The organism is Pseudomonas sp. IT-P44, assembly GCF_949768225.1.
GTDB classification, from domain to species: Bacteria; Pseudomonadota; Gammaproteobacteria; order Pseudomonadales; family Pseudomonadaceae; genus Aquipseudomonas; species Aquipseudomonas migulae.
This window is the reverse complement of the sequence record NZ_CATKQM010000013.1, coordinates 421,441-438,723: the sequence shown is the minus strand read 5'-3', so window position 1 is coordinate 438,723 and position 17,283 is coordinate 421,441. Positions and strand designations below refer to the sequence as shown.

Below are 17,283 nucleotides of genomic sequence, written 5' to 3'. Positions count from 1 at the left end.
CTTGATTTGATTCTTGGCGGCACCCTCGGTGGGCGCAAGAATCCGAGCGTGATTCGCGATCTGGCGACCGGGAACGTCATTCGCCCGGGTTGAGACCGCGTCATCGTTCTTCGCGGGCAAGCCTCGCTCCTACAGGATTTACGCATAACCTGTAGGAGCGAGGCTTGCCCGCGAAGCTTTTAGACTTTTTCCCACACCTCGAAGCTGTACGCTGGCTTGTCACCCTCTGCCGGATTCGGCACATTCGACACCAGCTTCCACTGCTTCAAATCAAACTCCGGAAACCACGCATCCCCTTCCGGGCTCAGCGCCACGCGCGTCAAATACAACCGATCAGCCTGCGCCAACCCCTGCGCATACAACTGCGCCCCGCCAATCAGCATCAACTCATCGACGCCCTGCTCTTTCGCCCATTCCTCTGCGCGAATCACGGCAGCCTCCAGCGACGGATAAACCTCCGCGCCTTCCAGCACCAGATCCACCTGACGGCTGACCACGATGTTCAACCGGCCCGGCAGCGGGCGACCGAGGGAATCCCAGGTCTTGCGACCCATGATGATCGGCTTGCCCAAGGTGGTGGCCTTGAAGTATTTGAAGTCCCCCGGCAAGTGCCAGGGCATGCTGTTGTCGACGCCGATCACACGGTTTTCACCGAGGGCTGCGATCAGGCTGAGGGGGAGTGATTTAGTCATGCCGGCGAGGATACCAGAGGCTCGGCTTCTCGCAACGTAGCCCCCCGACAAGCGCGACAGCGGTTATGCTCACAACTCAATTGAGCGACGGGATGCCGCGTGACTGAACTGAATACCCTCTGGCTGACGGAAACCATTCGCCTGCGCGAAGAACACGCCGGCCCTCTGGATGATCTGGAAGCCAACCGAGTGGCTCGCACGGCGGGCGGCGATCTGCCGACACGGATTTCGCGCCGCGCCTTATGGCTGGCCCAACGCGATGGACTGACCGAAGCCCTCAGGCATTGGCTGCAAGGTGCACGACTGGCGCTGTTGGTGTTGGCCGTGCTGGCCGTGGTCAGCGGCGCCGGCCTGGCGTTTGCCGCGCTGGGCGACGGACAAACGCCGGTCAATGTGTTCTGGGCCTTGGGCAGCTTGCTCGGGCTGAACCTGATTCTGCTGTTGAGCTGGGCGCTGGGCCTGGTGTTTGCCGGTGAGCACGGCGCGACGCTGGGACGCTTGTGGTTGTGGCTCAGCGAAAAACTCGCCCGCGACGCCAAAGCCGCGCAACTGGCGCCCGCCCTGCTGTTGCTGCTGCAACGACAGAAGCTCAATCGCTGGGCGCTCGGTGTGCTGGTCAATGGCTTGTGGTTGCTGGCGATGCTCAGCGCGTTGGTGATTGTGCTGATGCTGATGGCGACCCGGCGCTACGGCTTCGTCTGGGAAACCACCATCCTTGGCGGCGATACGTTCGTGGTCATGACCCAGGCTCTGGGCGCCCTGCCGGCTCTGCTGGGTTTCAGCGTGCCCACCGTGGAAATGATCCGCGCCAGTGGCGATGCCGCACTGAACATTGAAAGCGCTCGTCAGGCCTGGGCCGCGTGGCTGGTGGGCGTGTTGCTGGTCTACGGGGTTTTGCCGAGGTTGTTGTTGGCGCTGTTGTGCCTGTGGCGCTGGAAAAGGGGTCGCGCAAGATTACGTCTGGACCTGAACCTGCCCGGTTACGCGCAACTGCGCGAACGCCTGATGCCCACCAGCGAACGCCTGGGCATCAGCGATGCGGCACCTGCGCAACTTCATCACGTGGAAAGCGGCGTCAGCGAACTGCAAAGCGACGGCGCGTTGCTGGTGGCCATCGAGCTGGACGATCAACGGCCATGGCCGCCACCGCTGCCGAAAACCGTGAACGACGCGGGCGTCCTCGACAGTCGCGAATCGCGCCACAAACTCTTGGAACAGCTCAGCCGTTTCCCCCCGGCCCGCCTGCTCATCGCCTGCGATCCACGGCGTTCGCCGGACCGCGGCAGCCTCGCGCTGATCGCCGAACTGGCCCGCAACGCCAGCGCCACCCGCGTCTGGTTGCTGCAAGCGCCGCCGGGCGAAGCGCTGGATGCCGAGCGTCTCGGCGACTGGCACGTGGCGCTGCAACAGTTGGAGCTGCCCTTCGCCGATTGCGCGCCGCTGAACTGGCTGGAGACCGGTCATGACTAATCCGTGGAAAGCGCCGTTGAAGCTTGCCGTGGTCGGCCACACCAACGTCGGCAAAACCTCGTTGCTGCGCACGTTGACCCGTGATGTCGGTTTCGGCGAAGTCTCCCATCGCCCCAGCACCACGCGGCACGTCGAAGGCGCGCGGTTGTCGGTGGACGGCGAGCCCTTGCTCGACCTGTTCGACACGCCGGGCCTGGAAGACGCCATCGCCCTGCTCGACTACCTCGAACGCCTGGAGCGTCCAGGTGAACGCCTCGACGGTCCGGCGCGACTGGCGCGCTTTCTTGAAGGCAGCGAGGCGCGGCAGCGGTTCGAACAGGAAGCCAAGGTGCTGCGGCAACTGCTCACCTGCGACGCCGGCCTCTATGTGATCGACGCCCGCGAACCGGTGCTTTCCAAGTACCGCGACGAACTGGAAGTGCTGGCCAGCTGCGGCAAACCGCTGCTGCCGGTGCTGAATTTCGTCAGTAGCGCCAACCACCGCGAACCGGATTGGCGTGAAGCGTTGGCGCGTCTGGGTTTGCATGCCCTGGTGCGTTTCGACAGCGTGGCGCCGCCGGAAGATGGCGAGCGGCGCCTGTATGAAAGCCTCGCGCTGCTGCTGGAAAATTCTCGCGAGCAACTGGAACGTTTGATCGCCGATCAGCAGGCCCAGCGTCTGGCCCGGCAACAAAGCGCGGCGCGGTTGATTGCCGAATTGTTGATCGATTGTGCGGCGTGTCGGCGCAGCGTGGTCAGCGACGCCGAGCAGGAACAACAGGCGATCAGCGAACTGCGCAAAGCCGTTCGCCAACGGGAACAGCGTTGTGTCGAAGCGCTGCTCACGCTCTATGCCTTCCGCCCGCAGGACGCGGCGGCCAGTGATCTGCCGCTGCTCGATGGCCGTTGGGGCGATGACCTGTTCAACCCGGAAACCCTCAAGCAACTGGGCGTGCGCGTCGGCGGCGGCATCGCGGCGGGTGCGGCCGCCGGGGCCGGGGTGGATTTGCTGGTCGGCGGCTTGACCCTCGGCGCAGCGGCGCTGGCCGGCGCGATTGCCGGCGGCGCCCTGCAAACCGCGCGTAGCTACGGCAGCCGGTTGCTGGGCAAGATCAAAGGTCAGCGTGAATTGACGGTCGATGACAGCGTGTTGCGGTTGTTGGCATTGCGGCAGCGGCAGTTGCTTCAGGCGCTGAATGCGCGTGGACATGCGGCGATGGACAGCATCCAGGTCGCCACGCCACAGGACAAGAGCTGGCGCGAAGGCAAACTGCCCGAAGCCTTGAACAAGGCTCGGGCACATCCGCAGTGGTCGTCGCTGAATCCGCACGCGAAGTTGAATCAGGCGGAGCGGCAGGAGCAGATCGAGGTGTTGGCGCAGCAGCTTTGATACGGTTGATCAGCGCCAGTTGAACCTCAGATAAGTGGATCTCAATGCCCAGGCAAGCTGTTTGTCCACTTTATCCAAATCGCCATCACCATCCAGATCGTGACCGAACACCATGTCAACCATGTAGCCCTCAGGGGAGTCTAAAACAGCGGCGGTGGAAACGAGGCTTCGGCCTGGTCTGTAGGAACGATCATGAAAGTGCAGATGCACGGGGTCTCGACTACCGTTGTGCGCAATATCCTCTACATATATCTTGACATAGCGATCCCAAGTATCTCCATTATTGAACCAGCTAAGCTGCAGGAACGCTTCTGCAAACAAGTTGAGTAGCTCCTCGTCCTTAATGTTTTCCTTACCGTCGTTGTTCACGTCGCCATACTGAAAATCAGCTTTGCCATCGGCAGTGGTATCCAGTGCATAGGCTTCGTGAACGAGCCGATCTTCGGCACCGTCAATCTCTTCGAAAAAATGCAGGATCAGGTTGTCAGCCCTGCCGTACGCACTTCGGTCCTGGGCTGTAACTTTCAAATAACGCATGTGGATAGCTCAAATCAATTTAGGGTCGATCAAGCTATCCCATGCTGGTAAAACGCTCTGCGCGAATACTCTCTTCATCCTGTAGGAGGTCTCACCAGTAGTTGTGGTTCAAGCCGACTTGGGCAGAAGGCCCAAAGCCTTGCGCTTCAGAACGCCGAGATCCAGCAGCGGCACGTTCATCTCCTTCGCCAACTCATCCCACTGGCGCATGCGCAAACTCACCGCGCACAACGGGTCCTGCTCGAAGGCTTCAGCCTCGGCCGGGGTCATCACTCCGCCCTGATACTCCAGGGTCCGACGGCTGGCCTCGCTCAATCGTTCGTAATACCCGGGCTCCTTGAGTGTCAGGTAGCGCTTGGCCTGAACGTGATATTCCACCAGCCGCGCCATGCGTTCACTGAAACCTGCGCGACGCAGGTAATCGGCGCCCAGCCGCTCGTGGCTGACCACGCCGAAGCCGCCCATGTTTTCGGCGCTGTCAGCACAGATGTGCCCGATGTCGTGGAAGAATGCCGCCAGCACCACTTCATCATCGAAGCCTTCCGCCATGGCCAGTTGTGCGGCTTGGGACATGTGCTCGATCTGCGACACCGGCTCGCCGATGTAATCGCTGTCGCCAAAGCGCTCATACAGCCCAAACACCTCGTCGATCACTTGCGCCTTGCGGTCCATCAACGCTCTCCCAATAACGTCGCGACATTACGTTCTGCCATTGCCGGCCCGACACTCATGCCGACGCCTGTGTGCATCAGTGCAACGCTCACACCCGGCATCGGCCGCAGGAACGAAAACGGTCCTGGCCCTCGGGAACCATAGACCCCCTGCCAGCGCTCGACCACTTGCACTTTGCAGCCCAGCGTCTGCTCGGCCAGTTCGATCATCCAGTTATCCACCTGCTCGGCGTTGAAGGGTGAAGGATCACTGCCGTAGTGGTGGGAATCGCCGATGATCAGCTCGCCGTGAGGTGTCGGGCTGATCAGCAGGTGAATGCCGTTTTCATGCAAGTGCGGTTGCTCGTGCAGGATTTGCGCCTGCACTGCCGCCGCTTCCGGCAGATCGGCGAAAGCGCCGTAATGCACGCAACTCAAACCGGTGAGCAGCGCGTGTTGCAGGTTGAGGTTGATCTGCGGGCGGGCGCGGAGCATTTGCAGGCGGCAGATTTGCGGGTTGAGCGCGGCAATCGGCTCGGCCAGCAAGGTCTGATAATCGTGACCGGAGCAGACGATGATGTGCTCGGCGCTGAAGGTGCCGGCAGTGCTGTGCAGACGGCCCGGTTCGATGTCGCGCACGAGGGTGGAGAAGTGAAACTCGACGTTCATTTCGCGGCGCAGGTAATCGATCAACGCCGGGATCGCTTCGCGGGAATACAGTTGCTGATCGTCCATGCCGTGCAGCGCAGCGCGGTGATGGCGGAACTTGCCGCCGTACAGGTCGCGCAATGCGGCGCCGCGCAGCAGGTCGACGCGGTAACCGTGTTCCACGGCGCGGCCGGCGCAAAATACTTCCAGCAGGTGTTCTTCGGCTTCGGTGCGGGCAAACAGGTATGAGCCGTTGCGCTTGAGTTGCAGGCCAGCCAGTTGCGCCCACTGGCCCCAGATTTCGCGGCTGGCTTTGGCCAGTTCGAGCATCGGGCCTGGTGGTTGGCCGGTGACGAGGGCTTGGCCAAAGTTGCGCACCGAGGCGCCCAAGGGCGTTTCGCTGCGTTCGAAAACCGTGACTTTCAGGCCGCGCCTGGCGGCGGCGTAGGCGTGAGACAGACCGAGGATGCCGGCGCCTACGATCAGCAGGTCGTTGGGGTGTGTCATGGAGTTTTGTCCAAAGTTCGAAGCCGCCTTCGCGGGCAAGCCTCGCTCCTACAGGGGTACGCATTTCTCTGTAGGAGCGAGGCTTGCCCACGATGGGGCCCGTCAGCCGATGAAAATCTTACTTGGCAGCCACTTTCTCGGACTTGCCGTCATAGCGCTTGCGCCACTCGGTCAGGATTTCGTCGCGATTCTTCGACGCCCAGGCGAAGTCGTTCTTGATCAGGCGCTGCTCGTAATCCGCCGGCAATTCGGTCTGCGGCTTGGCGATACCCGGCTGAGCGAGGACGGCGAAGTTCTCTTTGTACAGTTCCATCGCTGCAGGGCTGGCCGAGAAGTCAGCCAGTTTCTTCGCCGCGTCTTCATGCGGTGTGCCCTTGATCACCGCCGTCGCTTCGATCTCCCAACCCAGGCCTTCTTTCGGCAGGATGATGTCCAGCGGTGCACCCTGACGTTTCAACTGAACAGCCGGGTATTCAAAGGAAATACCAATCGGGAACTCACCCGCCGCCGCCAGTTTGCAAGGCTTGGAACCGGAGTGAACGTACTGGCCGATGTTCTGGTGCAGGTCGTCCATGTACTGCCAGCCTTGCTTCTCGCCGAAGGTTTGCAGCCAGGCGCTGACGTCGAGGAAACCGGTGCCGGACGAGGCCGGGTTCGGCATCACGATCTTGCCTTTGTACTCAGGCTTGGTCAGGTCCTGCCAGCTCACGGGCTTGGTCAAACCCTGCTTCTCGGCTTCGACGGTGTTGAAGCAAATGGTCGCGGCCCAGACGTCCATGCCGACCCACGCCGGCGGGTTGGCGGCGTCGCGGTAGTTGCCGCCGATCTTGCCGAGGTCCTTCGGCGCGTAGCTTTGCAGCATGCCTTGCTGATCGAGAATCGCCAGGCTCGACGCCGCCAGGCCCCAGACGGCATCAGCCTGCGGGCGGGCTTTTTCGGCCAGCAGTTTCGCGGTGATGATGCCGGTGGAATCGCGCACCCACTTGATCTCGACGTCCGGGTTGGCTTTTTCGAAGGCTTCTTTGTAGGTCTTCAGTTGTTCGGCTTCGAGGGCGGTGTACACCGTCAACTCGGTTTTCGCCGCGAAGGCGTTCAGGCTGAAAGCGGTGAGGACAGCAGCGGCCAGGGCCAGGGGCTTGAACATGATCTTTTCCTGTTTTGAGTTGAGGTTGCGGGAGTGGAAATCAGTGACCGGGCGCGGTCTGCCGCCAGGCTTGGGAGCGGCGCAGCAAACCGCGCGAGGCCCAGGCCAGCAGCAGGGACACGCCCGCCGAGGTGAACAGAATCAGGGTCGACATCGCCGCCGCGCCGCCGACGTTGCCAGCGTCATCCATGTTCAGCACCGCCACCGCCGCGAGGATGGTGTCGGGGCTGTAGAGGAAGATCGCCGCCGAAACGGTGGTCATGGCCGAGACGAACAGGTAGCGCACGATGTCCAGCAGCGCCGGCAGGCAGATCGGCACGGTGACCCGCAGGTAATGCCGGTACAGCGGCGCCTTGAGCGACAGCGCGGCGGCTTCGAACTCGGCGTCGAGTTGGCGCAGCGCCGTGGTCGCGGTCATTTGCGCGGTGGTCAGATAGTGAGCAATGGTGCAGACCACCAGCAGGGTCATGGTCCCGTAGAGCACATGCAGCGGGTTGTCGCTGAGGTTGAAGAAGAAGACATAACCCAGGCCCAGCACCAGACCCGGCACGGCCATCGGTACGAAACTGAGCATGCGCAATGTCAGGTTCAGTCCGCGCTGGCCCTTGGTTTTTTCCATCAGGTAGGCGCCGGTGAAGATCAGCACGCTGCCGATCAACGCCGTGCACAGGGCCATCTTCACGCTGTTGCCGTAGGCCAGCCAACCGCCGCCCGCCGTGTCGTTGAACTGGTAATGGTTGAGCGACAGCGACAGGTTGTACGGCCAGAATTTCACCAGCGACGAGAACACCGCCATGCCAAACACCAGCAGCAACACCGCGCAGATCAGCAGCACGATGGCCAGGTAGCAGCCGTCGCGCTGTTTCGACGGTGCCGGTTGAAAGACCTGCGCCCGACCGCTCATGGAATCGCCGTGACGCCGACGCAACCACGCATCGACCCCGAAGCTGAACAGCGCCGGCAGCAGCAGGACCATGCCGATCAATGCACCGCGACCGAATTGTTGCTGACCAACCACGGCTTTGTAGGCTTCCAGCGCCAACACCTGATAGTCGCCGCCGACCACCACGGGCACGCCGAAGTCAGTGATGGTCAGGGTGAAAACAAGACAGAACGCGGCGAACACCGCCTGACGCGTCGCCGGCCAGGTGATGCTGCGGAAGGCTTTCGCCGGACTGGCGCCCATGCTGGAGGCGGCATCGAACAGTCGCGCATCCGCCAGGGACAGCGCCGACAGCAGAATCATCAAGGCGTGAGGGAAGGTGTAGATGACCTCGCCCAGAACAATGCCCCAGAAGCCGTAGATATTGTCCGAGAGCAAACCGCGCAACATGCCTTGGTTACCGAACAGATAAACCAGCGCAATGCCCGGCAACATCGACGGCGCCATCAACGGCAACAGCGACATGCCGCGCCAGATAGCTTTGCCCGGTATCAGGGTGCGTTGCAGCGCGTAGGCAAACAGGTAGGCCAGCGGTACGACAATCGCCGCGACGCTGAGGGACACTTTCAGGCTATTGCCGAGCAACCAGTGGAAATTCGCACTGGTGACCAGTTCACGCGCAGCCACCAGACCACCGCCCTGCCCGGCCTCCGAACTGAAGCCACGCCAGAAGATCGCCAGCAACGGCATCAGCACCGCGACGCCGAGCAACACCAGCAAAAGAACTTTGCCGCCGACCACAAACACCCGGTCGCCGATCTCGGCACGGGAGGTCTGTCGAACCTGCTTGTGCGGTATCGGCAGCGCGATGTTCGCGCTCATCAGGCAAACACCTGCAGGCTGCGCGGCGGCAAGGCGACCATGATCTGCTGCGCACCGAGGCGCGGCATGGCTTCCGGCGCCAGTTCTGCCAGCAACGCGTGGCCTGGCAATTGATCGAGTTCGAAGCTCATGCGGCAGCGGTTGCCGAGGAAGGTGATTTCGCGAACCTTGGCCGGGAACAGGTTTTCTTCATGCACCAGCGGGTTGACGTTGATCGCCTCGGGCCGGCAGAACAAACGACCCGACGCGGTTTTCGCGCTGCCATCCGCCAGGCGCATGTTCATCCCGCCGACCTGGGCATGACTGTCGCTGCTGCGCTGGAAGGGCAGCCAGTTGCCCTGGCCGACAAACTCCGCCACGAACGGCGTGGCCGGGCGGTCGTAGATTTCCTGCGGCGTGGCGTATTGCTCGACCTTGCCGTTGTTCATCACGGCGATGCGGTCGGCCATCAGCATGGCCTCGTCCTGATTGTGGGTGACCATCAGCGTGGTGATGCCGAGGCTGCGCTGCAGTTGGCGCAGCTCGGTGCACAGGTGCTCGCGGACCCGGGCATCGAGGGCGGACATCGGCTCGTCCAGCAACAACAACGAAGGCGCCGGCGCCAGGGCGCGGGCCAGTGCGACACGTTGCTGCTGACCGCCGGACAATTGGCCGGGGTACTTTTTCTCACTGCCGGTCAGGCCGACCAGTTCCAGCATCTGACCCACACGCTTGCGCACTTCATCACGACCGCTACCGGCGAGGCCGTAGGCAATGTTCGCTTCGACGGTGAGATTGGGGAACAACGCGTAGGACTGAAACAGAATGCCGTAGTCCCGCGCCTGAGGTGCCAGGTGCGAAACGTCGCGATCACCGAGGTACAACTCGCCGCTGTCCTGTTTCTCCAGACCGGCGATGCAACGCAGCAAGGTAGTCTTGCCACAGCCCGACGGCCCCAGCAGGCACACCAGTTCACCGGCCGCCACGTCGAGGGAAACGTTATCCAGCGCAGTGAAAGCGCCGAAGCGTTTCTGCACGCCGCGCACCTTCATCGGGGCGCCGGGGTTGGTCAGGGCAGTTGCGATCGAGTGGTTCATGGACGGGCCTCATCAAGCAGATGAAGGCCATCCTAGGGATGTAATGCGTCCGTCATGTGGCAGTGAGGCCAAAACGGCTGATAGTGGTATTCGTAAATTTTGGAGCTGCCCTCTGAAATAAGGCCAGAACGGCTTTTTCAACTCGAACAAAACTTACTATAAAAACAATCAGCACTCTGCGAGCCGTTAGCCAATCAACTTTCAACCGAAATAAAAACTAACGATACCGAGCATTTCATCACTACAAAATTTCAATTACTACAAATACACTTCAAACCAACCTCAACCAACCACACTATTTATCGAGATACATCATGAGTCCAAACGAGCAACTTCATTCATTTACCGGAACATTAACCTTCGACGGCAAACCCATCACTACCAACTACAACAGATTGACTCAATTAATTCTGAATAAAGAAACAACCCCAACGAAACGTGAAGAATACAGAAAACAGCTGGAACGAATTCCTGAACACATAACAACTGCTGACAATGTAGAAGCCGAACTGCTTTACTTCCAAAAGGATGGTGATCGTTATCTGATCCACACACGCAGCCCTGGCCGTTACACAAACCATTTACTGAGCATGGAAGGCCCTCATCGAACCTGGTCGGCCTATTCCGGCACTGATGCGACAGGCTATGCTGTTACTCTTTTTGGAAGGGGCCGAGACAACATCACATTAGATGATTTAATTACCGACCAACTGGATATTATTATACTTGCCGGCGGAAGGCGCTCCATCCGCAACTACGGTATTCCCGGCGCGCCTGCTGCTTTTACCGACAACAATGGCGACTATGAAGCCGGTGATTTTCAGCTAACCGTAGTTGATCGAAACGTCGCACCGTAAGTTAGCAACAAGGTTGTTCTCAACAACCAGCCATTTCCTGCGCCAACCCCAGGAACGCCGCCGGCAACCGCGCGCCTTTGCGTTCCTTGAGGCAGTACAAATACTCGGGAATCTGTGGCGCATTCTCGATGGTCAGCACGCGCAATTGCGGATCGTGCGGCACTTCCTGCCGGGCAATGATGCTGATCCCGATGTTGCGCAGCACCGCCTCGCGGATCGATTCACGGCTGCCGATCTCCAGCAACGGCCCGAAACTCACCCCGGCGCTGGCCAGCAATTCTTCGGTCAGGCGCCGAGTGGTCGAGCCTGACTCGCGCATCAACAAGGTATGACCGGCCAACGCGCTGAGCGGCACATGATCGTGCACCGCCAGCGGATGATTGCGATGCACCGCCAACACCAGCGGATCGCTGCCGAGCACCCGCCGAATCAGTCGCGCATCGTCGAGCAGTTGCGAGGACGCGGCGACATCCACTCGGTAATCCTCCAACGCTTCCAGCACCTGCTGCGAGTTGCCGATCTCCACCGACACTTCCACCTGCGGCAAGCGCTCGCGGAAGGTCTTCACCAGATCGAGGATGTAATACGGCGCCGTGGCGGCGATGCGCAAAGTGCCCTGGACCTGGCCGCTGTTACGCAGGAAAAACTCGATGTCGGCTTCCTGCTGCAACAGCGTCTTGACCATCGGCAGCAGCCGCGCACCTTCATCACTGACGCTGAGGCGGCGACCGCCACGGTAGAACAGTTCAACCGAGTACTGGCTTTCCAGATTGCGGATTTGCGTGGTCACGGTGGGCTGGCTCAGGCCGAGCTTTTTCGCCGCCAGGGTAATGCTGCCCAGACGGGCCACCATGTAAAACGCCTTCAGCTCGGCACTCAGCACACCCGCTCCTCATCACTTACTTGCGCAACAGGCGCAAACCGTTGAACACCACCAACAGGCTCACGCCCATGTCGGCGAACACCGCCATCCACATGGTGGCGATCCCGGCGAAGGTTACCCCAAGAAAGATAGCCTTGATGACCAAAGCGAGGGCGATGTTCTGTTTGAGGATGCTCGACGTCTGCCGCGACAGGCGGATGAACGTGGGGATTTTGCGCAGATCGTCGTCCATCAGGGCGACATCGGCGGTTTCAATGGCGGTATCGGTGCCGGCGGCGGCCATCGCAAAACCGATTTCTGCCCGGGCCAATGCCGGGGCATCGTTGATGCCATCACCGACCATGCCGACGCTATGGCCCTGTGCATAAAGGGCTTCGATGGCTTGCAGTTTATCGGTCGGCAGCAGATCGCCCTTGGCTTCGTCGATGCCGACCTGTGCGGCAATCGCCTGGGCGGTGTGGACGTTGTCGCCAGTGAGCATCAGGGTTTTGATGCCCAAATCGTGCAGTTGCTGGATCGCTTCGCGGCTGGATTCCTTGACCGTATCGGCCACGGCGAACAGCGCCAGCGGGCCGGATTTGTCGAGCAGCAGCACCACCGACTTGCCCTGTTTTTCCAGTGCAAAAAGCTTTTCTTCCAGGGCGGGTGAACACAGGTTCAGCTCTTCGACCAAACGGTGGTTGCCCAAGTGGTAGACCTGACCGTTGATTTCACCGCGCACCCCGCGACCGGCCAGGGCTTCGAAGTTATCCACAACGAGCGGTGCAAAGGTTTTATCCACAGCTGCGTTGGCGATGGCCAGCGACACCGGGTGGTCCGAGCGCCCGGCCAATGCCGCCGCAATTCCCGGGGCCGAGGCATCAGCGGTTGGGTCAAGCGACAGGTAATCGGTCTGCACCGGTTTGCCGTGGGTGATCGTGCCGGTTTTATCCAGCGCCAGATAATCGAGCTTGTAACCGCCCTCCAGATAAACGCCGCCCTTGACCAGAATCCCTTTGCGCGCCGCCGCCGCGAGGCCGCTGACGATGGTCACCGGCGTCGAGATCACCAGCGCACACGGGCACGCGACCACCAGCAATACCAACGCGCGATAGATCCAGTCGAACCAGACCGCGCCCATGAACAGCGGCGGAATCACTGCGACGGCCAGGGCTAAGGCGAATACGGCCGGAGTGTAGATTTTTGAAAACTGATCAACGAAACGCTGAGTCGGTGCCCGTGCGCCTTGCGCCTGTTCGACGGCGTGGATGATCCGCGCCAGGGTCGAATTGTTGGCGGCGGCGATGACGGAATACTCCAGAGAACCGGCCTGATTGATCGTGCCAGCAAACACTTTGTCGCCAAGCGTCTTCTCGACCGGCAGGCTTTCACCCGTGATCGGTGCCTGATCGATGGTTGAACTGCCCACCACCACTTCACCGTCCAGGCCAATCCGCTCGCCGGGGCGCACCCGCACCCGCGCGCCCAGCTCGATGGTTTTGACGTCCTGCAAAACCCAACTGCCATCGGCCTGCAATACCGTGGCCTGCTCCGGGGTCATCTGCATCAAACCGCTGATGGCATTGCGCGCGCGGTCCAGGGACTTGGCCTCGATCAACTCGGCCACGGTGAACAGGAACATCACCATCGCCGCTTCCGGCCACTGCCCGATCAGGATCGCGCCGGTCACCGCGATGCTCATCAGCGCGTTGATGTTGAGGTTGAGGTTTTTCAGGGCGATCCAGCCCTTCTTGTAGGTGCCGAGGCCGCCGCTGAGGATCGAGACCAGCGCGATAACCGCCACGACCCAGTTGGGCGCTGCGTCGGTGAAGTGGATCACTTCGGCGGCGAGCGCGGTCACGCCGGACAGCGCCAGTGGCCACCACGGTTTTTTCTCAGGTGCCGGGGCGGGTGCTTCGACGCCCTGCTCCAACGGCTCGGCAACCATGCCCAGCGACTTGATCGCGTCGATGATCGGCGCGGTGCTCGGCAAGTCATGAGTGACGCCCAACACGCGGTTGATCAGGTTGAACTCCAGCTGCTGCACACCGGCGAGCTTGCCCAGTTTGTTCTGGATCAGCGTCTGCTCGGTCGGGCAGTCCATCGCGTCGATGCGGAAACTGCTCAGCCGCGCGTTGGCGGTGGACGTTTCGCTGAGCTTGATCAGCGACGACGCCGCTGCTTTGGAAGAACAGCAGGAATCCCCCTGACCGCCATGGTCATGTTTCTGTACAGGCTGCAGTTTGTGGCTGTGACCAGCCTCGTGTGTGTGATCGTGTCGGGAATCGCTCATCGGGTCGCGTCCATAAGGTGCCTGTTGCCAAGTAAAGACCCTGTAGCCACTATAGGGTCAAGCACCCTTTTGGAGATTGCCGTCATGAAGATCGGAGAACTGGCCAGGCTCACGGACTGCGCCGTGGAAACCATTCGCTACTACGAACGCGAAAACCTGCTGCCGGAACCGGCCCGCAGCGACGGCAACTACCGCGTCTACACCCAGGCCCATGCCGAGCGCCTGACCTTCATCCGCAACTGCCGCACCCTCGACATGACGCTCGAGGAAATCCGCAGCCTGCTGGCCTTGCGCGACAGTCCGCAGGATCAGTGTGAAAGCGTGAATGCGCTGATCGACGAGCACATTCATCACGTGAAGGCGCGGATCGACGGCTTGCTGGCGTTACAGGCACAACTGCTCGACCTGCGCCAACGCTGTGGCGAAGGGCCGGATATCGATCAATGCGGGATTTTGCAGCGGTTGGAAGTGAGTGGCGGGGTTGTGGCGACGGAGGTTGAGCATTCGCATGTGGGCCGCAGTCATGGGCATTGAGGGCCTCTTCGCGGGCAAGCCTCACTCCTACAGATTTACACTGACCTGTAGGAGCGAGGCTTGCCCGCGAACACCGCGAAGCGGTGCCCGTCTCAGACAGCCATCGGCGCCGTCATCGGCGCATGGTGCTGATAACCCTCAAGCGAAAAATCACCCGGCTCGATCAACTCCAGCCACTCCGGCTGATACACGCCCGTCTTGGCAAATTCCGGAACACGATCACTGATCACCAGTTTCGGCATCGGGAACGGCTCGCGCTTGAGCTGTTCGTTCAGCATGTCCAGATGGTTTTCGTAAACGTGCGCGTCACCGATGAAATAGGTGAACCAGCGCGGCGTGTAACCGGTCAGTCGACCGATCAGGCTCAGCAGCGCGGCGCCTTCGGTGAGGTTGAACGGCGTGCCCAGGCCCAGGTCGTTGGAGCGGATGTAGAGGGTCAGGGAAATTTCCTTGGTCTCGACATTCGGGTGAAACTGGTACAGCAGGTGGCACGGCGGCAGGGCCATTTCATCAAGCTGAGCAACGTTCCAGCCGTGGAACAGGATGCGGCGGCTGCCCGGGTCCTTGATGATGGTGTCGACGCACTGGCGGATCTGGTCGATCGCCTTGTACAACACCACGTAGGCCTGGCCGTCTTCTTCGCCTTCAGCGATCTGGCGGTAGCCTTGCTTCAGGGTCTGCTCGATGGCGGCCTGATTGCTGACCGGGATCTGTTTGTACGCAGGCCATTTGCGCCATTGCACACCGTAGATCTCGCCGAGGTCGTCTTCGCCCTGGCGGAACGGGTTGGCCAGCCATTGCGCGTTTTCGTTGGCGTTCTGGTCCCAGACCTTGCAGCCCAGCGCACGGAATTCGGCGGCGTTGTTCACCCCACGCAGAAAACCGCACATCTCGCCGATGGCCGATTTGAAGGCCATCTTGCGCGTGGTGATCGCCGGGAAACCTTCTTGCAGGTCGTAACGCAGCATCGCGCCCGGAAAGCTGATGGTGTTCACGCCGGTGCGGTTGGCCTGTTTGGTGCCGTTCTTGATGACGTGGGCGACCAGTTCGAGATATTGCTTCATGAGTTACCTGTGTCCTTGAACCCGGGACCAAAGCCCCGGGGTTCGAATTTATACGGCTGCCGCTGGAGTCGCCGGGGCGCGGTGATACGCCAGCCAGATCAGGAACAGTCCGCCGACGATCATCGGCACGCAGAGCACCTGGCCCATGGTCAGCCAGTTCCAGGCCAGATAGCCCAGTTGCGCGTCCGGTACGCGGACGAATTCGACGATGAAACGGAAGATGCCATAGAACAGCGCGAACATCCCGGACACCGCCATGGTCGGCCGTGGCTTGCGCGAGAACAGCCACAGGATCAGGAACAGCGCTACGCCTTCCAGCGCGAACTGATACAGCTGCGACGGGTGACGCGGCAACTGCGCCGGATCGCTGAACGGCGGGAAGATCATCGCCCACGGCACGTCGGTCGCCTTGCCCCACAATTCGGCGTTGATGAAGTTGCCGATACGCCCGGCGCCCAGGCCGATCGGCACCATCGGCGCGACGAAGTCCATCAGCTGGAAGAACGACTTGTTGTTCTTTTTACCAAACCACAACGCCGCCAGCATCACGCCGATGAAGCCGCCGTGGAACGACATGCCACCCTTCCACACTTCGAAAATCAGCGTCGGGTTGGCCAGGTAAGCACTCAGATCGTAGAACAGCACGTAGCCCAGGCGACCGCCGACGATAACGCCCATCGACATCCAGAAGACCATGTCGGAGAGTTTCTCCTTGGTCCAGGTCGGGTCGAAACGGTTGAGCCGGCGCGACGCCAGCAGCCACGCACCGCCGATGCCGATCAGGTACATCAAGCCGTACCAGTGGATTTTCAGCGGACCGATGGCCAGGGCCACCGGGTCGATCTGCGGGTAAGGCAGCATTGCGACTCCTCGTTAGAGTTGAAAGCTTCAAAATTCCCGGGCGACGCTGCCACCTCAGGATTAAGCCAGGATTGTGCGGTGCGTCAGATCAGAAAATTCAAACCCACGCAGAACAGCAAAGCGGCGAACAGTCTTTTCAGCAACTTCGGCGACAGGCTGTGGGCCAGTCGCGCACCGAGGCGGGCGAAGACCATGCTGGTCAGGGCGATCCCCAGCAGCGCCGGCAAATAAATAAAACCGAGACTATGAGCCGGCAGCAACGGATCGTGCCAGCCCAGAATCATGAAACTTAATGCACTGGCCAGCGCGATGGGCAGACCGCACGCCGAGGACGTGGCCACGGCTTGCTGCATCGGCACGCTGCGCCAGGTCAGGAACGGCACGGTCAGCGAACCACCGCCAATCCCGAAAATCGCCGACGCCCAGCCAATCACACTGCCGGCCACGGTCAGACCGACTTTACCCGGCACCGTTCGGCTGGCCTTGGGCTTGACGTCCAGCATCAACTGCACGGCGATGACCAGGGCAAATACGCCGATGATTTTCTGCAGGTTTGGCCCGGAGATCGCTTCGGCTGTCAGCGCGCCGAACCCGGCGCCGAGCAGGATGCCGACGGTCATCCAGGCAAAAATCGGCCAACGCACGGCGCCGCGGCGATGATGCTCGCGCACAGCATTGACCGAGGTAAAGATGATCGTAGCCAGGGATGTGCCGACCGCCAGATGCGTCAGGATCGAGGCGTCGAAACCCTGCAAGGTGAAACTGAACACCAGCACCGGCACGATGATAATTCCGCCGCCGACGCCGAACAGGCCGGCCAGCACGCCTGCACAGGCGCCGAGCGCCAGATAGAGCAGAAATTCCATGTACGACCCCCAAAGAAGAGCGGCATGGTAACGGATGCATGGCCTTCGGCTCCACTGGATGGCGATGGATACCCGCACAATGACTGCG

16 protein-coding genes and 1 pseudogene are annotated in these 17,283 nt (G+C 61.0%); 5 read left to right on the top strand and 12 right to left on the bottom strand.

Translation table 11 applies throughout. The annotated features are described in order from the left end of the window. Nucleotides 1-93 (top strand): annotated as a pseudogene (locus tag ACM6IO_RS09035) (tRNA threonylcarbamoyladenosine biosynthesis protein RimN); the annotation flags it as partial. Nucleotides 94-179: 86 nt separating this feature from the next. Here the strand turns inward: ACM6IO_RS09035 and ACM6IO_RS09030 are convergent. Next, a complete protein-coding gene (locus ACM6IO_RS09030; RefSeq protein WP_414911305.1) occupies nucleotides 180-692 on the bottom strand; it encodes a dihydrofolate reductase in 513 nt (170 codons plus the stop codon). Nucleotides 693-791: 99 nt separating this feature from the next. Between ACM6IO_RS09030 and ACM6IO_RS09025 the strand changes: the two genes are divergently transcribed. Next, nucleotides 792-2,162: a DUF2868 domain-containing protein gene (locus ACM6IO_RS09025; RefSeq protein WP_414911304.1), complete on the top strand. Its 1,371-nt coding sequence runs from the start codon at nucleotides 792-794 to the stop codon at nucleotides 2,160-2,162. Continuing rightward, the gene (locus ACM6IO_RS09020; RefSeq protein ID WP_192227532.1) at nucleotides 2,155-3,531 is read left to right on the top strand and encodes a GTPase/DUF3482 domain-containing protein; all 1,377 of its coding nucleotides are present in this window, start codon (nucleotides 2,155-2,157) and stop codon (nucleotides 3,529-3,531) included. Before ACM6IO_RS09025 ends, ACM6IO_RS09020 begins: the two co-directional genes overlap by 8 nt. A 9-nt stretch (nucleotides 3,532-3,540) precedes the next feature. Here ACM6IO_RS09020 and ACM6IO_RS09015 read toward each other — a convergent pair whose 3' ends face one another. From ACM6IO_RS09015 to ACM6IO_RS08990, 6 genes are all read right to left on the bottom strand, one after another. Beyond that, entirely contained in the window at nucleotides 3,541-4,068 is a 528-nt protein-coding gene (locus ACM6IO_RS09015) for a hypothetical protein (RefSeq protein WP_414911303.1), read from the bottom strand. 108 nt (nucleotides 4,069-4,176) lie between these two features. Then, nucleotides 4,177-4,740 (bottom strand): phosphonate degradation HD-domain oxygenase, encoded by a 564-nt coding sequence (locus ACM6IO_RS09010; RefSeq protein ID WP_414911302.1) that lies wholly within the window; start codon nucleotides 4,738-4,740, stop codon nucleotides 4,177-4,179. Continuing rightward, nucleotides 4,740-5,873: a TIGR03364 family FAD-dependent oxidoreductase gene (locus tag ACM6IO_RS09005; RefSeq protein WP_414911301.1), complete on the bottom strand. Its 1,134-nt coding sequence runs from the start codon at nucleotides 5,871-5,873 to the stop codon at nucleotides 4,740-4,742. Before ACM6IO_RS09005 ends, ACM6IO_RS09010 begins: the two co-directional genes overlap by 1 nt. A 118-nt stretch (nucleotides 5,874-5,991) precedes the next feature. Next, nucleotides 5,992-7,017, bottom strand: coding sequence for a putative 2-aminoethylphosphonate ABC transporter substrate-binding protein (locus tag ACM6IO_RS09000; protein WP_008040773.1), 1,026 nt, complete (start codon nucleotides 7,015-7,017; stop codon nucleotides 5,992-5,994). Between the two features lie 40 nt (nucleotides 7,018-7,057). Further along, nucleotides 7,058-8,782: a putative 2-aminoethylphosphonate ABC transporter permease subunit gene (locus ACM6IO_RS08995; RefSeq protein ID WP_414911300.1), complete on the bottom strand. Its 1,725-nt coding sequence runs from the start codon at nucleotides 8,780-8,782 to the stop codon at nucleotides 7,058-7,060. Next, nucleotides 8,782-9,858, bottom strand: coding sequence for a putative 2-aminoethylphosphonate ABC transporter ATP-binding protein (locus tag ACM6IO_RS08990; RefSeq protein ID WP_008026095.1), 1,077 nt, complete (start codon nucleotides 9,856-9,858; stop codon nucleotides 8,782-8,784). Before ACM6IO_RS08990 ends, ACM6IO_RS08995 begins: the two co-directional genes overlap by 1 nt. A gap of 314 nt (nucleotides 9,859-10,172) precedes the next feature. On the opposite strand from ACM6IO_RS08990, the gene ACM6IO_RS08985 reads away from it, so the two are divergent. Beyond that, nucleotides 10,173-10,715 carry a hypothetical protein gene (locus ACM6IO_RS08985; protein WP_414911299.1) on the top strand — a complete coding sequence of 181 codons (543 nt, stop codon included), beginning with the start codon at nucleotides 10,173-10,175 and terminating at the stop codon, nucleotides 10,713-10,715. A gap of 19 nt (nucleotides 10,716-10,734) precedes the next feature. Here ACM6IO_RS08985 and ACM6IO_RS08980 read toward each other — a convergent pair whose 3' ends face one another. Then, nucleotides 10,735-11,598 carry a LysR family transcriptional regulator gene (locus tag ACM6IO_RS08980; RefSeq protein ID WP_192227526.1) on the bottom strand — a complete coding sequence of 288 codons (864 nt, stop codon included), beginning with the start codon at nucleotides 11,596-11,598 and terminating at the stop codon, nucleotides 10,735-10,737. 16 nt (nucleotides 11,599-11,614) lie between these two features. Then, nucleotides 11,615-13,870 (bottom strand): heavy metal translocating P-type ATPase, encoded by a 2,256-nt coding sequence (locus tag ACM6IO_RS08975; protein WP_414911298.1) that lies wholly within the window; start codon nucleotides 13,868-13,870, stop codon nucleotides 11,615-11,617. A gap of 84 nt (nucleotides 13,871-13,954) precedes the next feature. Here ACM6IO_RS08975 and cadR point away from each other — a divergent pair, with 84 nt between their 5' ends. After that, nucleotides 13,955-14,404 (top strand): Cd(II)/Pb(II)-responsive transcriptional regulator, encoded by a 450-nt coding sequence (gene cadR, locus ACM6IO_RS08970; RefSeq protein ID WP_008040770.1) that lies wholly within the window; start codon nucleotides 13,955-13,957, stop codon nucleotides 14,402-14,404. A gap of 92 nt (nucleotides 14,405-14,496) precedes the next feature. Here the strand turns inward: cadR and ACM6IO_RS08965 are convergent, their stop codons facing one another. The 3 genes from ACM6IO_RS08965 to ACM6IO_RS08955 all read right to left on the bottom strand — a co-directional run bounded on the left by ACM6IO_RS08965 (nucleotide 14,497) and on the right by ACM6IO_RS08955 (nucleotide 17,195). After that, nucleotides 14,497-15,468 carry a thymidylate synthase gene (locus tag ACM6IO_RS08965; RefSeq protein WP_008026091.1) on the bottom strand — a complete coding sequence of 324 codons (972 nt, stop codon included), beginning with the start codon at nucleotides 15,466-15,468 and terminating at the stop codon, nucleotides 14,497-14,499. A 48-nt stretch (nucleotides 15,469-15,516) separates the two neighbouring features. Then, nucleotides 15,517-16,329, bottom strand: coding sequence for a prolipoprotein diacylglyceryl transferase (lgt, locus tag ACM6IO_RS08960; protein WP_017341323.1), 813 nt, complete (start codon nucleotides 16,327-16,329; stop codon nucleotides 15,517-15,519). 83 nt (nucleotides 16,330-16,412) lie between these two features. Further along, entirely contained in the window at nucleotides 16,413-17,195 is a 783-nt protein-coding gene (locus ACM6IO_RS08955) for a sulfite exporter TauE/SafE family protein (RefSeq protein ID WP_008026089.1), read from the bottom strand. Between the last annotated feature and the right edge of the window lie 88 nt (nucleotides 17,196-17,283).

Excerpts from the sequence above, each read along its gene's own strand:
- ACM6IO_RS08975 (WP_414911298.1), bottom strand. The coding sequence starts at position 13,870 with ATGAGCGATTCCCGACACGATCACACACACGAGGCTGGTCACAGCCAC.
- ACM6IO_RS09005 (WP_414911301.1), bottom strand. The coding sequence starts at position 5,873 with ATGACACACCCCAACGACCTGCTGATCGTAGGCGCCGGCATCCTCGGT.
- ACM6IO_RS08965 (WP_008026091.1), bottom strand. The coding sequence starts at position 15,468 with ATGAAGCAATATCTCGAACTGGTCGCCCACGTCATCAAGAACGGCACC.
- ACM6IO_RS08985 (WP_414911299.1), top strand. The coding sequence starts at position 10,173 with ATGAGTCCAAACGAGCAACTTCATTCATTTACCGGAACATTAACCTTC.
- ACM6IO_RS09020 (WP_192227532.1), top strand. The coding sequence starts at position 2,155 with ATGACTAATCCGTGGAAAGCGCCGTTGAAGCTTGCCGTGGTCGGCCAC.
- ACM6IO_RS08995 (WP_414911300.1), bottom strand. The coding sequence starts at position 8,782 with ATGAGCGCGAACATCGCGCTGCCGATACCGCACAAGCAGGTTCGACAG.
- ACM6IO_RS09030 (WP_414911305.1), bottom strand. The coding sequence starts at position 692 with ATGACTAAATCACTCCCCCTCAGCCTGATCGCAGCCCTCGGTGAAAAC.
- ACM6IO_RS08990 (WP_008026095.1), bottom strand. The coding sequence starts at position 9,858 with ATGAACCACTCGATCGCAACTGCCCTGACCAACCCCGGCGCCCCGATG.
- lgt (WP_017341323.1), bottom strand. The coding sequence starts at position 16,329 with ATGCTGCCTTACCCGCAGATCGACCCGGTGGCCCTGGCCATCGGTCCG.
- ACM6IO_RS09000 (WP_008040773.1), bottom strand. The coding sequence starts at position 7,017 with ATGTTCAAGCCCCTGGCCCTGGCCGCTGCTGTCCTCACCGCTTTCAGC.
- ACM6IO_RS08955 (WP_008026089.1), bottom strand. The coding sequence starts at position 17,195 with ATGGAATTTCTGCTCTATCTGGCGCTCGGCGCCTGTGCAGGCGTGCTG.
- ACM6IO_RS09015 (WP_414911303.1), bottom strand. The coding sequence starts at position 4,068 with ATGCGTTATTTGAAAGTTACAGCCCAGGACCGAAGTGCGTACGGCAGG.
- ACM6IO_RS09010 (WP_414911302.1), bottom strand. The coding sequence starts at position 4,740 with ATGGACCGCAAGGCGCAAGTGATCGACGAGGTGTTTGGGCTGTATGAG.
- cadR (WP_008040770.1), top strand. The coding sequence starts at position 13,955 with ATGAAGATCGGAGAACTGGCCAGGCTCACGGACTGCGCCGTGGAAACC.